The organism is Janthinobacterium sp. MP5059B (assembly GCF_001758645.1).
GTDB lineage: Bacteria > Pseudomonadota > Gammaproteobacteria > Burkholderiales > Burkholderiaceae_D > Janthinobacterium > Janthinobacterium lividum.
In genome coordinates this window covers 538,369-554,329 of the sequence record NZ_LRHX01000006.1, presented here as the reverse complement: position 1 = coordinate 554,329, position 15,961 = coordinate 538,369, and the positions used below count along the sequence as shown (strand labels likewise).

Here is a 15,961-nt window from a genome sequence, read left to right as displayed (position 1 = left end):
GAAATTACCATTTGTCTGATTTAACGTATTTGTAAAATTTCATTTTTAAATTAGGAGATGTCCCATGCACCCCATCGAGAAAGCAATAGGCGATTATCAAAAATCCTTGTGCAAGGAAATAGATATCATTGGCCTTAGAAAAAGAAACCCGATAGCTCACAAGTGGAAAGTGACCTATCAGATATTATGTTTGCGTGAAACAGTCGCATGGCGCTTTGTGGATATTTTGGGTCAATCTTGGATGCTGCACGCTGCAAAGAGAGCAATTGGAGCGAGAATATTATTAAGAGCATCGATTGAAACTCTAGCTATAATTATTTATTTGGACACCTTAATTGAAGGTGTTATTTTAGGAAAATTAAATTTCAACACTTTTTCAGAAAAAGTATTGAATTTACTCCTTCAGTGTCGCGATGAAATGACGGACCAGAAAGCAACTAACATAGTAACCATTCTCGAAAAATGCGAAAAAAAGTACCCTGGAACAATCAAGCTTTATGCATGGCTTTCAGAAAGTGCGCATCCTAACTTTGAGGGAATGCGAATTTGCTACTCAACTACGGATCAAGAAGAAATGATAACAAGATTTTCAAATCAGACAGAAATTCTCTATTCTCATATGCACGAGAATGGATGCTTGCTAGCGATGTGCATGTTTGAGCGGGAATATGAGGATTCAAGACTTGCATTCGAAGATCTTGAAATATGGCTTGTGCAGAACGAGAAGCTACTTAACGATGCACGGCAATAATCTATAGGCCGAAGATAATGTGTCCATTATCAATGAAGCAGTCTGCAGCCCTCTAAGGAGCCGATGATTAATTGCAGATTTCCCCAAATTTTTCCCGCAATCCATTTATTTATAAGAGAGCGAATTTCCGGAAAACGAATTAATCAGCACTTCCCTAAGATTGCTTCAATCTGTCCCTCGTAGAGCGGCCGGTATACCAGTCTTCCGCCAGCGCCAGAGCGACGTCGTCGTCATTGGCAACTGGCTACAGCCGTGGAAATTTAGAAAAGACCAGCTGGCTCAGCCGCCCTATCCCAGCTATAAATAATCAGCTCCCGACGCTCGACCCCCTTGCCACCTCCGCCCACGTTGTACTGGATACCGGTTGTATCCATCTGGAAACCGGCGAACACGCGCCGGATATCCGGGTGATCATTCAGGCTCAAGATGGCCTTGCCCTTCAGCCGGGCCATCAGCTCGGCCATCTTCTCGTACTGGGCGAATTCAAACTCAACGCCATAACCTGCTGTCTCCCAATACGGAGGGTCCAGGTAAAAAAGCGTGTGAGGCCGGTCGTATCGCTCCATGCACTTGTACCAGTCCAAGTTCTCGATGTAGGCACCAGACAGGCGCAGGTGTGCGGCCGACAAATTCTCCTCGATGCGCAGTAAATTGATCGGTGGCGCGGTGGTGGCCGTGCCCCACGTCTGCCCATCAACCTTGCCACCGAAGGCTTGCTGCTGCAGGTAGAAGAAACGGGCCGCGCGCTGCAGGTCCGTCAGAGTATGTGGCGGCGTGTCCTGCAGCCACTTGAACACCTCGCGGCTCGACAACGCCCATTTGAACTGGCGCACGAATTCCTCCAGGTGGTTTTTTACGACTCGATACAAGTTGATCAATTCTCCGTTGACGTCGTTCAGCACCTCGACCTCGGCCGGCGGCCGCATGAAGTACAGCGCGGCGCCACCGGCAAAAACCTCGACGTAGCAAGTGTGCGGCGGAAATTGAGGGATGATGCGGTCGGCCAGGCGTCGTTTGCCGCCGATCCAGGGGATGATGGGTAGTGCCAAAATGTGTACCTCCAAGTGGTAAAGTTGAATTCCTCCCATGAGGCAATCCAAGCCCACTCACCAGGCACCGGCTGATTGCTGCTGTTAGCGCAGCGACAATCAGCCATCCCTTCTATGGCGCCATGCCATTTTCACGCACGAATGACTGGCATGCGCGGCCCGTCGCGGCAACTTCCTCCGTTTGCAGGATCAAGGCTTGAATATCTCGCGCCACCGCGTCAGGAAGTAGCCCGCCGACGGGATCGGCTGCAGCGCCTCCTTCGGCGCCACCGGCACCGGCCGGGGCGGCAGGTCCAGCACTTGCACAGAAGGCGGGCTTGCGCATGCGCTCAGCAGCAAGGCGAGCGCGGACATCGTTGATTTCATCATCGTAGACTTTCTTGATGGCCAGCGCACTGGCGGCCTGTTGCCTGGCTTGCGCCAGATTCTCGGCGGCCCGCTGCGCCACCGCTTTAATTTCCGCCGCCGCACGGATCTGCTTGTCGGCGTCCCACAGCGCCTGCACGGCCGCCCTCCCCTGGGCGTCGCCCTGCGCACGCTGATGCAGCATGCCGGCGCCGGCCACCACGCATACCAGCACGGCGCCGTACAGCCAGCCAGGCACCATGCTCGCCAGCTTGGCCGGCGCAATCACACCAGCACCTTGCGAGCTTCCCGGTACAAGGCCAGGCGCTCGGCCAGGCCATTCACACCACCGTTGATGCGGCGTGTCACCCGTTCCTGGTCGCCAGCGTCAGCCAGGGCATTCAGGCCGCGCGTCTGCCAGAACCAGCCGGCCGAACGGCAGGCATTGACGGTCTGCTCCAGCAACTCAGGCTGAGCCAGCAGATCCAGGCCCAGCGCCTTGCCACAGGCGGCGTAGTTGGCGCGGCCAGTCACCTGCAGCAAGCCGCGCCCACGGAAGCGCACGCCGTCGCCGCGCTTCGTGTTGCCCAGGTCGACGCGCCCCTCGTATGCCTCGCCACTGGCCAGTTCGCGCACATAGCGCAGCGAGCCGGACTCGTGCCCCACCTGAGACAGGAAGGAAGCCTGGCGTGCCGGCGTCGTGATCCCGAATTCCACCATGGCCGCATTCAGCGGCGCCAGGAAGGCTACCGCGCGCGTGCGAGCCAGCGGCATGATCGCCAGCAGCTGGACCAGCGTGACGGCGCTCACAGGCCACCCCGCACGTCCTTGACAACGGCGGCCGCATCGCGCGCCAGCTCGCCAATGTCCTTGTCGCGGCGCTTGTCGAACCAGCGCACCGTGGCGCCCAGCACCCACCAGGCGGGCAGGCCGGCGGCCACCATCAGAGGCGCGGCGATGAACAGGAAGCCCAGCGCCGGGTCGCTACCGTACAGCACGGCGACGGCGCGCGCGCTGTCGAACAGGCCCGGCATCCAGTTACGCACGACCACGACCAGGGCCGGCCCCATCAGGGCGGAAAACAGAATGGTGACGAAGAAGCGCACGCCCGCTTCCTTGGCAGTTTTTGGCCACATAAACATGAATCCCAGTGAGGTTGCGGCAGCGCCGGCCAGGACCGGGATACCAAAAATTTTAATCAGTGCGCCGCCGGCGGCGGTTGTTTCGATGGCCATGGATGCCTTTCAGGTGGTGGAAATGAAAAACCCGCCGAAGCGGGTTTGTGGGGAATGCGTTTTTGCTACACGACCTTGACCATCACATAGGCGCGGCCGTCGGGCTCAATCGAAATCACACGGCCGACGGCCTGCAGGTACTGCAAATGGGTGAGGTCCGCCTGGTGGACGGGAATGCCCGTGACACCGGCGCCATCTTGGACCGGCACGATGTAATCGCCCGGCTGGGCGCCCAGCACGTTCACCGGCACGCGGCCGGCGATGGCGATGCGGTCGACCTTCTGGCGCTCGACTTCCAGCGCCGCGTCGAAGACGGCCATGGCTTCGACGTCCTGCTGCACGGCTGCGTTGTGAGCAGCCAGCGCGGCGGTATAGGCGGCCTGCTTTTCGATCCACTCGTCATCGGTATCGCCATATTCGCTTACCACGTCCTCGAATTCCGGCGGATTGCTCCCTGGCAGTGGCTGCTGCGTGATGACATCGGCGCGACGCTGGGACTGGGTCGGCGCTGGCCCTGCCTGGGGCGACGGGCGCGACCCTATGTCGCTTGCCCATGAGTCGCCACCAACGAACGAGGGCGCGGTCGATTTAATCGAAAACATCACGGCGTCGGCCCACTTGTCGGTAACCTTATTGTCTGCGGTGATACCGACAATCTGCCCAGGAGCTACGCTGCTGCATGTCGAGCTTTTGAAAATGTACTCGGCATAATCGTTGCCCATCGTATTTACTGTTCCTGGGACAGAAACGCTGCGTCCGGTCGCAGAATTCTTACCAACATACAGCACACTGCTAGCGCCATTCCATCCGCCCGCACCATCTGCGGCAAGGACTGCCACACTAGGGTTTGTTGCACCGTCCCTACCTACATGAAGTATCTCATCGCCCTGGGCAGAGCCTCGGCTGATGTTATGCCGGGCATTAACATCCCCGCTACCTGCTTTTAAGAGCTGAATATAGACCAGGCCATTCCCGCCAAACCTTGCTATGTCCGCTGAGGTCGTGTTGGAGTTTTTGTCGTAAGCTCGAAGGATATACCGGTAGCCTTCTTTGCCTGGCAAGGCTCCGTTTCCGCCGGACACGTACCAACCGATACTGCCAGCCGAGTAGGTGCCGACCAGTCCGCCGATGCCCGAAGAAATGACGCTGTTCACACTGCCTGCTGCAGTGCCAACTGGGCAGTTCAAAATGTAAGACCCGCCCGTCGTCCAGTCACCGATAAATAAGCCGTTGTTTATCTGCACAGCGTTCTGTGCGCCGGAGTACAGGCCGGACGAGGAGATTCCCCTCATGCGTGGCGGGTACATAGCAGTGTTGCCCGAATCGTAGATCAGTGTTCCAGATGGAATTGCTGTTACTGATACAGGTTGTGCGTATGTGGTAGTGGTAAAGCCCTGCAGGCTAAAGGACGCCGATCCAAACGTACCAGCCCGGAAATTCAGGTAAACCTCAAACGTTCCGTTCACCTGCTGAAAAACCTGCATACGCGTGTTTATCGGAACGGCGCCATTAAACGTCGAATCGTAGTAGAAACCACCCCGGACGCCCAGCATGAGCACGAACGGGGAACTAGCGTTTGCTGCCCAGCTATCATTCAAAACCCCGTCAATACGCAGATGCTGTGCATTGCTGCCGCCGTCAACTGCAAAAGTGGCGATCCGATACCAAAGGCCAGTCGGGGGATTTTGGCCGATGTAGCTATAGCCGTACTTATTGGTCACGCCCACCACGACAGGAGAATTTGTGAAAATTGGGATGCTCGGGTCCAGCCATTCAGGCGTAATAAAACCATTCACCCCACCGAGTGGCGACCGCCCCACCGCTGGCGCATACGATGCCACCACGGCGCCGCGCCCGGCCAATTCATTCAGGCGTCGGATCGTATCCTTTTGGCCATAGTAAAAAAAGGCGCTCATTACATTTCCTCGATTTCGATGTTGGTGGCATATGCCTGGTAATACGGGGTGGTGATGGCGGAATTACTGGCGATGCGGCCATACACCTGGTGCGCCTGCTCAAGCTCACCGTCGTCGCTCTCTGGATACAAACTGACCAGCAGCGGGCGCGACAGGCCGTTGCCACGCAGGATGCGCCACACCTCGGCCCTGTCCAGCGGTGTCATATGATCGAGCGCCAGCGTGAGCTTCCGGTACAGCGCGCCGCGCGCCACGGTCTGGCCGCCAGCGCCGTCCCTATTCTGGGTACTGGTGTCGACTGAAGTGACGCCAGCACCATACGAAGCATTTAGTTCGGGACTCCAGTAAGGGCCGGTCACGAAGCGCGCCGCCTCGATGTAGCCTGCCGGGTTGTCCGGGTCCGCCAGCTCGATCACCAGTTTTTTGACACTGACCATCGGCAGCCAGCAGCGCGCGTACGTGCCGCCGCCGTAGCTATAGGCATTCACGCCCAGCGGCAGCGCGCCCCAGTCCCACATGCCCAGCCCAGCGTATTCGCAGGCCGATACTATGCCTGTATCGAAATCGGGCACGGCGTCACCTGGCTCGACATAGCCGCGCACGCGGATCGTCGCCGTCGGCGTCAGGTTGCAAAATGGCAGGGCCGCGCAGCCGACGATCTCGGGCGTGGGCCAGGTGGCGGTGATGGTCAGGGTCAGGCCGAGCGAGCGCAGAACGTCATACTTGCCTTCACGTTGCAGGTTGGCTGGCCCCAGCGCGTCAGCCTGGCTCGATGCGGTCAGCACCGCGCGGTCAGCGGCGTTGTCGTAGATGATGCGGAGATTTGGCATATTAGGGAAATTTAGCGTTGTCGATGACCGAAAGGCGGGAATACACCGTCTGGCAGCGGGAGTTGTCGATAATCAGGGAGCCACTGACGTCCATCTCATCTGCGCTCGCCGCGATACGGCGCACCTGCAGCTGATTACCGCTGGCCCAGTACATCGATTCGTAGTGCAGCACCGCATAGCGGTTCATGGTCCGGCCGTCGTCTTCATACGAATACAGGTAATACGGCATCGAGACCATGCCACGGGTATTCGCGCTGATGGATTTTCCTTGCATGCTGAACGGCAAATTGATTGCCGTGTCCTGGCCATTCGCTGGAGCACTGTCACTGGGCGGCACCGGCCAGGGGAGTGTCAGCTCGACATCGTAGGTATCGCCAGCCAGGCGCAACATGCGTTTGCCGCTGAGAAACACCAGCGCCTTTTCCTCCAGCGTACGGACCAGCAGGCCGTAGCCATATGGGCGCGCTGGAGGATTTAGATCCAGGCGCCCGAATACCCGCAAGAACAGCGCCAGAGCGGGGCCATTGTGGTTATTGATGGCCATGGTCGCGCGCCAGCTATCGCCACCCAGAAACTGCAACTTGCGCAGACTCATGCCCGTGCGCGAACGGAAAGCATCCAGCCCGGTAGTGCCGATGTCTTGGGCCGTGATGTTGTAGGGCACGTCAAAATACAGCTGGGGCATGCCCTTGCACTGAAAATCGACCGTTGGGTACGCGCCGATCTGGCTGGGGATGAGGTATTTTCCAAGGTACACGTAAGCACGCAGGCTGGAATCGATGGTGATATTGCCCTTCGCCAGGTTCTTCGCTTGAAAGCCCATTCTCATAGCGCCGCTCCGGTAAAGTAAATCATCATGTAGCCATCGCACACCGGTAAGCCGGCAGTGGCATTGTCGACAAACACCTGGACCGTCGGGATGCCCGATGGATAGCTGACGCGACAGCTCAGCACCGCCCAGCCGTCAACGTCACTGGTTTGATAGGGTGAAACCAGGTTGGCAACGATTTTCTTTCCGGAATACGCCGGGTATGAGAATGTACGACCGGCCCCGGTGCCGACACTGGCCCCGGCAATGGCCTCTTCAGCAATCCAGAACAGGGTGTTCTCCTCCCGGCTGTCATAGAGCACTTCTCGGGTTTGCAAATCCCGGCTTATCACGCCATGGCTGCTCATATATCAAGATTGCCGAACTGCGCCGTAACAACTTCAGCGCCTCCAGCATCGATGCCGATTGATTTCAGGGCGTCGCCATACATCTCCATGCGTGCACCGCTGGCGCGGCTGCGCAGCAGACCGATGGTACCGGTCACTGCCGACAGCGTGCCGTAGAAAGTCGCCGTGCCGTTTACGACGGAAAATGCTGGAGCGAAAACGTTGCCGGATGCGTCGACACCAAAATATTTCCCTGTTTGCGGATTGCCGATGTACAGGCCGCCGGCGCTCAAATGATAGCCAGTACCTAAATTGCCGGTAACTGGCCAACCTGACGCACTGGTTGGATACCCAGGGCCGCCATGCAGCGTGGTGCCGTACAGGTCGCCAGCAGTCACCTCGCCCAGATTGGAAACGAAGGCCGACAGCTTGTCCACCGACACCGCCTTCGCCGCCACGCTGCCATCGACCAGCAAATTCCCATTCAGCACCGTGCCCAGCACCAGCCAAGCGCCGCTATCAAAATACTTCGTCACCACATGTGTCGCGTCGTACAGCGTGACCACGTCGCGGTTGATCGGCGCGCCGTAGCCGGCGCGGCCCAGCTCATATACAGCCGAGGCATCCGACCAGGTCGAATAGCCGGGCGCCGTCACGGTGACGGTGCCGCGCTGGCCAGTCGCCCCGTCGGCGGCCAGGCGCGCAGCGGCCGCCCATTCGCCTGGGGCGATGTCATCGGTGGCAGTGCGCGCAGCGGCCGTGGCACCTGAGGTGAACAGGTAGGCGCCGCCGGCAGTGGGCACTTGGGTCGACCAGCCGTTGTTCAGGCCCGCAAGTGCGCCGGTAGCAAAGGTGAACGTGCATGCCGCGCTCGGCAGCGCCGGCGCAATATTCGTGGCGCCGCGCTGGTAGATGCGCACAGGCGCCACATTCAACCCATCCACCCCGTTTGCGCCATCTTTGGCCAGCTGCACCGCTCCTGCCCACTCATTGGCGGCAATATTGTCCGTGGCATTGCGCGAACTGGCGGCAGCCACGCGCACATACAGCGGCGCCGTTCCGGCCGGGATATTTTTCGCCCAGCCGTTGGCCAGATCGTTGCCGGCCGGCGTCGTGATACTGGCCGTGGCAAAGGTAAAGATCACATCACCTGGCGAATCAACTGGCGCCACAGCCGCGCGCTTGTAGGCGAATGCCTGGCCCGTGTTCAAGCCGGCCAAGCCCGTCTCGCCGTCGAAGACCTTGCTGATCATGTAGTTGCCGACATAGTCGACACCGAATTCGCGGATGCGGGCCTGCACCAGTGCCGTATCCGTGGTCATGGTGGCAAAATTGACCGTGGCCACGTTGCCGTTGACGGTCATCTGCGTACCGGCAGAGACCGAAAACACGATATCGCCCACCACGTTCACCGGTTTGGCGGTGATGGCAATCGATCCAGGTGCGCCAGCGCCGGCGCTGTTCACACGAAACACAGGCGTGCTGCCAGCCAGCAAGATCGCCTTGCCATCGGCCGTTGTGCTGAAGCGCTCCGCCGTGGCCTGCAGCAGCTTGTCACGGGCACCGCCAATGGCCGTCATACCAGTACTCCCACCGTCACGCGCCCAGTCAGCCATTGCGGCGACAGCAGCACCACCACACCAGGCACCCCGCCCTGCAGGCCGAAACGATTATCGCGCAGCACCACGGGCTGCCCCAGTTCCAGCATCATCATCTCGGGCTCTCCATCAAATTCGTAAATCGTGCGCTGCACCTTATTCAAGGCCAGGCGCCGCAGCGCTTCCGCACGGGCGTCCTCGTTCGTCTTGAGGCAGGTTTCGATCTGCGGCGGGTCGTCCGTCAGGCGGTAGCGCGCGCGCACCGCCTCATCGACCGCCGTTTCGGTCAACCACTCCGTGGCATACAGGTCGGCATGCGCCGGCGGGATGCTGGTGGTCAGACTGGCCTGCACCGTGTAATTGCGGTCAAACGCAATTTTGACGGCCGCCACTACCGGCAAGCGCTGCACCACGCGCAGCGAGTCCACCCGCATTTTCTCGGGACCAATCTGCAGAGCCACGCCGGCGGCCGGCAGCGCGATCTGCACCAGGCGCAACTGGCCCGTGCGCGACATGACCGCCTGGGCGCCAACGCTGGCCGCCAGCTGCTGGATGGCCTGCGCCTGGTTCGTCCGGTCCGCAACGTACAGGCCCACCAGCTGCGGGTGGGCGGCATCGAAGGCGGCCAGATTGTCCAGATCGAGGTCGGCCAGGGTGAAACGATCCGAGGCCTTGCCGTAGGCGGTGGCAATGCGCTGCACCAGCGGCGCGATGCGCGGTGCGTAGCCGCCGCCCTTGTCGCCCTGCACGCTGACCGTAATCGTGGTGGAAAACGGATCGGTGGTCAGGTTGAAGCGTCCCGCCTGGTCATTCAGGGCCACGGCAATTGGCTTACCGTTGGTGCGCACCTCGAAACTCGACTCTACCGCGCCCAGGAAGCCATACTCCAGGGTGGCGGGATTGGTCAGCAGTGGCGTGACGTTGTGGCATTCGCCGAACGGGATCGGCAGCGTCGCGTCCTTGTTTGGCGAGGTGCCGCCCAGCTTGGCCTCGGCAATCGGCGTGTCCAGGCGCTGTAGCTTGTCCCGCAGGGACAGGTTGAGCGTTTCACGGCTCGCACTGGCGATGTCGGCAATGATGCCGTTGAACACCAGGCGGAAATCGGCGCGCGGCCAGCGCGGATCGCCGGACCAGGCCTTGATGGGCCGATTGCGCCAGACGTCGCCGAGCCAGCCGTCGAGCGCGCCGTCCGCGTTGCCCAGCTCTACATCGCCACCCGACAGCCCCGCCTCGCCAGTCAGGCTGACCTGCTCGGTGAAGGCCAGTCCGCCGGTGGCCATCGGCAGATACACCGTATTGGCCGGCACCTCCGCTGGGCCTGTAACATACGGCCGCGAGGCGATGTAGCGCGTCACCTCGCTGCCGGCCACATTCACCTGCGCCTCGATCAGCACCATGCGGATGGCCAACGGGCTCTTGAGCCATTCCAGAAACTGCACATCGGTCATTGCGAGTACTCCACTTTTTTCGCCCAGGCAGATGCCTTGGCGGATTTATCGACACCGGCCACGACCGTTTTTGCTGCTTTGTCGTTCGATTCGACTGTCGCCTGGATGGTGGCGCCGGTCTGCTTGTCCTGATCGGCGCGCAGCCCTTTGACCTCTTCCCGCAAGCCCTTGATTTCGGCCACCAGGGCATCGGTGTTGCCGCCGCCCTGGCTCGGTGCGCCACCGAAGTAACGGCGCATGGCAGCGGCAGCCTGCGCGTCGACCACCACTTCACCGCGGTGCAGCTCGGCCGCGTAGCCATCAAACGGCACATTGGCCAGCCCGCCGGCATGGGAGCCGTCGAACTGCACGCCCAAGCCTTTGGCCGTGCCCATCGCCGCATGCAGGTTGGCAATGGCTTGCGCCACCGTCAGCACGCTGTCATTGATGGTGATCAGGCCCGACACCTGGGCCTTGAGGGCGTCCAGGCTGGCCTGCTGCACGTCGACCTGGGCCGAGGCCCATTTCAACGCCTCGTTGTTGGCCGCCACCACGCGGGCGTAATCTGCCGCGTAGCGGGCATCCGAAGCGTTGACCACTTGAGAAGCTGTCAGGAAGGCCTGCTCGGCGGCCGACAGGCCGGACTGCGCCGTCGTGTCGCCGGCATTGGCCGCTGCCAGGGTCTTCTCGAACTGGGCACGCGCTTCGGCGTATTTCTGCTCCGGCGTCAGGGTGGATTGGTTGCCCAGGGCCATGCTGGCGTTCAGGCCATTGAGCGTGGCCACCCACGACTTCGATTTATCCAGCGCCGTCTGGGCCGCTGCTGCCTCTCTGTCGTAAGCCTTTGCCAGCACGTCCTTGGCCGTCACCACCGCCTTGGCCGCCTGCACCTGGTCGAACAGTGCACGGTTGACGGCGGCGATGCTGGAGCGCTGGATGGCCAGCAGTTCCGTTTCGCTTTTCGTCAATTCGTTTAGCTGCTTTTGCAGATCCATGCGCTCGCTGGCAATCTCGCTGGCGGACTTGACCACAGCGGCATAATTGCCGGTCGCTGCGGCCAGCTGGCTGCTGTAGTCGGCGGCAGCCTTGAAGGCCGGCGCCAGAGCCAGCAGCTTGATGTACATCTCTTGGCCGCCCGTGCTGGCCAAGTCCAAGCCCAGCACCACGTCCTTGTACTGCTCCACCGATTTGACGCCAGACATGCCCAGCTTGCCCAGCGTATCGGCCACGGTCGACAGCACGGGCGCCATCTGCTCGGCTTCCGTCAGGAAGTTTTCGGCAAAGAAGCTGGTCCCGCTGGTGAGCGAGTCCAGGCTGCCGGCCAGCTTGATCAGGTTCTCGCGTGCGCCAATGGTGGCCACACCCACGGCGCCGAAGGCATCCTGCGACGTGCGGCTGATCAGTTGCAGGGCAGCGTCGACACCGGCATAATTCCCGGCCACACGCTGCAAGGTAACGCTCAGCTCCTCGTTGCCTTGCTTGAACTGGCCGACATTGGGCAGCAGCTCGACGGCGATGGCATTGCCGACGCCTTCGAAGAACTTGGTCACGGCGCCCAGCCTGTCAGCTTCCGTGGTGAGGCCGGTCAGATTGATGTTGAGCGCCTGGGCGCGCGTGGCCAGGCTGGAGGTATCGATGCCCAGCGTATTGGCCAAGGTAGCCGAGACGTTGCGAATGGCTGCATACGTCTCCACAAACGCATTGGACGTCGTCGCGTCGACGGCTTTACGGTCAGTGTCCTTCTTGTCGCTGCGCAGCCAACCGCCCTTTTGCGTCCATTTGGCATATTCGGTGCCACTGAACCCGGTACCGGATAACGTTCCGGTGATACCCGTTTCCCCGTACTTCTTTTCACCCATGCCGAACACACGATTACCAAGGCCCCCGATCAAGCCACCCAGGGCGCCGCCGATGGCCGCGCCGATAGGGCCACCCATGAATGCCCCGGCGACTGCACCGATGCCGGTGCCGGCGTTCACAGTCGAGTTGCTGCCATACTGGCCAGAGATCATCCGGCCACCCAGCACGCCAGCGGCGATGCCGGCGGCGGCCGTAACCGCCGCGCCAGCATAGGCGCCGGCCGTAACTGCGCCCGCGCTACCCACGCCTCCAGATGCCGCGTACAGGCCGGCGGCATCTGCCGCGCCCACAAGGCCCGTGCTACCCAGGCCAGCACCAAATGCCTCAATTGCAGTCGAGCCAAACAGCGTGCCCAGACTGACAACGCTGGTGCCAAAGCCTGCCGTAATGCCGGCAAAACCTTGTGACGCGATGGTGTAGGCGGTTTTGGCACTTTGCAACAGGTTTGCTGTCGCGCCCACGCTGCCAGCAATTCCGCCGGCACCGCCTAATCCACCGAGGTCACCGGCCATTGCCATGCTGGTAGCGTTCGCGCCAGTCATCGACGCGCCGATGTTGATAATCCACTTCTTGAGCGTCATCTGGTAAAGCCATGCGAACAAGCCATTTTTCAATGCACCCCACACCCGATCGATAGCAGAAATACCTGAATTACCAATCGATACGAAAGTGTCTTGCGCTGTGGAGTCGATCGATTCCCACATTTTTTTGTTGGTTTCGATCTGAGCTTGCGCCAGCTTCACTTGATCCTGCTGATCCAGGCCTTGCGCCAAACGAAGCCGCGCGGCACGCTGGTCCTCAAGATATTTGAGAATGGCCGGCGCTTGTGCGATCTCTTCCGCGGTGGCGCCAGCTGCAGCCTGGCCTTCAATAAATTGCTTTTGATACGCGATTGCCAATTCCAGCCGGGCAACCTCCTCCCGCTCAATGACGCTGCGCGCCTTCTCATGGATATGATTCGAATCCTCGATCTTTTGCGCTTCCTGATTGATGCTAGAAATATATTTATTCATTGCATCGTTTGAAGCAGCAACCACGGCAGCCTTCCGCAACCGTTCCTCTTCGTCCCGACGGAAACTCTCGTCAAAGAACGCTTTCTCAGCTGCACTTCGTTTGCCTAGTATTTCGTTAAGCGCCTTCTCGTGTTTTGCCGCCTCAGCTTTTGTGACGCTGTTGTGCGCCTTCAATGCACCAATTTCTAGATCAAAAGCATCAATCTGTGCCTCGTAGGTTGAAAGTGCATAAGACCGCTTGTTTTCGAAAAACTGACGTTCAGACAGCTCGCCAGCCCTCAAATACATGTCGTCAAGCTTGCCCAATTCGTCGTAGTGTGCCTTTGCAGCCGCAGCTTCTTTCGCGTACTGCTTAATTTGGTCGGCAAGCTCGGTGTTTTCGACCTGGTCAGCTTTCGGCTTTGCCTGATCGGTATGTGCTTTTTTCCGAGCAGCAATACCGGCGGCAATCGCATCAGGGGTAATAAGAGGTGAATTTGGGTCGGCAGCGCGAATAGCATCAATATTCGACTGGTATGCATCCAAGGCGACCGCAAGCTCACCCATCCCCTTCTTCTGCAGGCGGATATCTTCCGCATGGATCATCGCAGCAGCATGAACAGCACGAGAATTCTTGGTCGCGATTTCACCCTGGGCAAGGGCGACAGCGTCAGCCTTGTTTAATTTATCCACCGCGTCCGTCAGGCCAAGAACAATCTGCGTGCGGGCTACCTGGAGTTCAGGCGTAATGGCATCAGGCGCCCGCCCCAAGCGCAGATTACTATCAGCCAGCCCCTTATCGAATTCCGACAGGCGGAAACTGTATTTTTTTACATCGGCCGCTGGCGTGGCCTTGGCGCCGTAGCTTCCGATGGCATCCATAGCGCCGCCGATTGCTTCTTTTACGCCATGCCAGGCGCGCGCCACACTACCAAGGTTGGCAATCATCTGGTCAGCACCATCCTTGGTCGCCTTTGCGAACGCCGCTGTAGCGACGGCAGACGCACCTTTCGCATCGCCGTCTTTTTCCAAAGCGCGGATTGCCTCATAGACGGAAAGCGTCAAGAAGTGATAGGTATCATCCAGTTTGACGGTTGCGCGGGTAATCACCTCGGTGGCGCGATTGGTGCTGCCTGTCGACTGAACGGCCAGGGACTCGAACTCCTTAATGGTCTTTTTGACAGATTCGCCTGTCGCAGTCTCCAACGCAATGACAGCATCGGTGATGTATGCGATCTGGTCGCCCGTGAACTTGCCAGTGCCAGCCAATTCCGTTACAACCTTCTTCGCCTCGCCAATACTCCCGTGCACGGCAGTCGCGGCATGCGCCAGTTCATTCAGCTTGTCGCTGGTAACCCCTGCGTAGTTGTTGGTCGAGATCAGGGCATTGTTCATTTCTCGCTGTGTGCTGGCGCCTTTGATCATTGCGTATGCCACCGTACCCAGCGCGGCTGCAAAGCCCAGCACGGCCAGGCCGGTACTACTGAACAGCAAGCCTGCGGCGCCAGTCTGCTCGCCCAATACCATCATTGAGCCGCCAAAGCGCTGGAACTGCCCTTGGCTGAGCTCGTGCGCGAGAACCAACAACTCGCGCTTGGCGCTGGCTGATTGGAAGCTGAAGCCCTCCATGTGTCCGCCAGCTTTCTTGGCGCCTTCGCCAGTTTCGGCCAACTTGTTGATCAGTGGCGCCGCCGCATCGGAAACGCCCAGCTGAGCGGCGCGATATGCTTGCAGCTGCTGGGTCGACATGCCCAGCGTGGCCACCTGGTCCTGCAGGCTTTTGATAAAACGATCACCAGCGGCTGCCGCGCGATCCTGAGCGCCAGCAGCGTCGCGTGCAGCTCGTTCTTCGCGGTGCATCGCATCAATGCTGTTTCCCAAGGCTGCGGCCTTGGTCTGCGCGGCACTTCCAAGGCCAAGCTCGGCCGCACGATAACGCTCCAGTTCGCCCCGCGCCATTCCGAACGTGTCGATCTCGCGTTGCAGCTCGATCAGCATCCTGTGGTTGGATTCCTCCAGCGTGCGCGCAGCATCGGCCGCCTGCCGCATGATACGGGTCGTGTCGGCCATCGCACCGTTGTAGTCAGCCTGCTTCTTCCAAGTACGCTCGGTGGCATTGCCAAGACTATCAATCCCAGCGGCGGCGGCCTCACTGCTACGCCAGACGCCCATCGATGAGCCCATGAACCCATCGAGCGTGTTGCTGCCGCCCAGGAAGACCGTGCGAATGCGGGTGGCGGTGGCGCCCATTGCATCGATAGATGCCGACGCGGCGTCGACCTTTTGCACCACGCGCGCGCCGGCCTCGCCGACGGCATCGACGGCCGCCGCGCCTTCGGCAGTTTTCGCCTTGGCGTCAGCGCTTGCCTTCCCAAGCTTATCAATGGCCGACGTCGCGCTGTCGACCTTCTTCTCGACACCCTCACTGGCGACGCCGAGGCGGTCCATTGCCTGGGCGCCCTGCTCCAGTTGTCGCGTATCAATCGAAAGTCCAAGCTCGGCGATATCAGGCATTATTTCTCCTTCTTATTCTGGTGATAAATGAACAGCGCATCCAGGCGATCGATGGCGACTTCTTCGAACGGATCGAAGCGGATACCGTGGCGCGCCTGCCAGGCCAGTATCTCGACACTGGTCAACGCGTTCACGGCCATGCCGCACTGGCGCTTCTGGTTCAGTTGGGTGAACCAGGTCCAGATATAGGCCAGCTCGGGCGGCAGCTGCGGCACCGCTGGCGCCTCGGGCGCCCGGTAAAGCGGGTTTTGCCGGGCGGTGTCCAGGTGATTGCCCTTGGCGTTGCCGT

Annotated in this window: 13 protein-coding genes; 1 reads left to right on the top strand and 12 read right to left on the bottom strand. The window is 60.0% G+C overall.

Annotated elements, in window-relative coordinates:
- The first annotated feature begins 64 nt into the window (after positions 1-64).
- On the top strand, positions 65-751 hold the full coding sequence (locus JAB1_RS29450) for a hypothetical protein (RefSeq protein WP_071653308.1): 687 nt from the start codon (positions 65-67) through the stop codon (positions 749-751).
- A gap of 260 nt (positions 752-1,011) precedes the next feature.
- Here the strand turns inward: JAB1_RS29450 and JAB1_RS07305 are convergent, their stop codons facing one another.
- From JAB1_RS07305 to JAB1_RS07250, 12 genes are all read right to left on the bottom strand, one after another.
- Positions 1,012-1,800 (bottom strand): DNA adenine methylase, encoded by a 789-nt coding sequence (locus tag JAB1_RS07305; protein WP_070279831.1) that lies wholly within the window; start codon positions 1,798-1,800, stop codon positions 1,012-1,014.
- A 112-nt stretch (positions 1,801-1,912) separates the two neighbouring features.
- Complete coding sequence (locus JAB1_RS07300; protein ID WP_070279314.1) at positions 1,913-2,434, bottom strand: hypothetical protein; 522 nt, start codon at positions 2,432-2,434, stop codon at positions 1,913-1,915.
- On the bottom strand, positions 2,431-2,955 hold the full coding sequence (locus JAB1_RS07295) for a glycoside hydrolase family 19 protein (protein WP_254671997.1): 525 nt from the start codon (positions 2,953-2,955) through the stop codon (positions 2,431-2,433). Before JAB1_RS07295 ends, JAB1_RS07300 begins: the two co-directional genes overlap by 4 nt.
- Positions 2,952-3,281 carry a hypothetical protein gene (locus JAB1_RS07290; protein WP_227742029.1) on the bottom strand — a complete coding sequence of 110 codons (330 nt, stop codon included), beginning with the start codon at positions 3,279-3,281 and terminating at the stop codon, positions 2,952-2,954. The genes JAB1_RS07295 and JAB1_RS07290 overlap by 4 nt, the downstream gene beginning before the upstream one ends.
- Before the next feature lie 164 nt (positions 3,282-3,445).
- Positions 3,446-5,296 (bottom strand): hypothetical protein, encoded by a 1,851-nt coding sequence (locus JAB1_RS29445; protein WP_139144456.1) that lies wholly within the window; start codon positions 5,294-5,296, stop codon positions 3,446-3,448.
- Positions 5,296-6,126 carry a hypothetical protein gene (locus JAB1_RS07280; RefSeq protein WP_070279311.1) on the bottom strand — a complete coding sequence of 277 codons (831 nt, stop codon included), beginning with the start codon at positions 6,124-6,126 and terminating at the stop codon, positions 5,296-5,298. The genes JAB1_RS29445 and JAB1_RS07280 overlap by 1 nt, the downstream gene beginning before the upstream one ends.
- 1 nt (position 6,127) lies before the next feature.
- Complete coding sequence (locus JAB1_RS07275; RefSeq protein WP_139144455.1) at positions 6,128-6,955, bottom strand: hypothetical protein; 828 nt, start codon at positions 6,953-6,955, stop codon at positions 6,128-6,130.
- Entirely contained in the window at positions 6,952-7,302 is a 351-nt protein-coding gene (locus JAB1_RS07270; protein ID WP_070279309.1) for a hypothetical protein, read from the bottom strand. The genes JAB1_RS07275 and JAB1_RS07270 overlap by 4 nt, the downstream gene beginning before the upstream one ends.
- Positions 7,299-8,861, bottom strand: a complete 1,563-nt coding sequence (locus tag JAB1_RS07265) for a hypothetical protein (protein WP_070279308.1) — start codon at positions 8,859-8,861, stop codon at positions 7,299-7,301. The genes JAB1_RS07270 and JAB1_RS07265 overlap by 4 nt, the downstream gene beginning before the upstream one ends.
- On the bottom strand, positions 8,858-10,327 hold the full coding sequence (locus tag JAB1_RS07260; protein WP_070279307.1) for a hypothetical protein: 1,470 nt from the start codon (positions 10,325-10,327) through the stop codon (positions 8,858-8,860). The genes JAB1_RS07265 and JAB1_RS07260 overlap by 4 nt, the downstream gene beginning before the upstream one ends.
- Positions 10,324-15,672: a phage tail length tape measure family protein gene (locus JAB1_RS07255; protein ID WP_070279306.1), complete on the bottom strand. Its 5,349-nt coding sequence runs from the start codon at positions 15,670-15,672 to the stop codon at positions 10,324-10,326. The genes JAB1_RS07260 and JAB1_RS07255 overlap by 4 nt, the downstream gene beginning before the upstream one ends.
- The gene (locus JAB1_RS07250) at positions 15,672-15,887 is read right to left on the bottom strand and encodes a hypothetical protein (RefSeq protein WP_083299599.1); all 216 of its coding nucleotides are present in this window, start codon (positions 15,885-15,887) and stop codon (positions 15,672-15,674) included. The genes JAB1_RS07255 and JAB1_RS07250 overlap by 1 nt, the downstream gene beginning before the upstream one ends.
- Between the last annotated feature and the right edge of the window lie 74 nt (positions 15,888-15,961).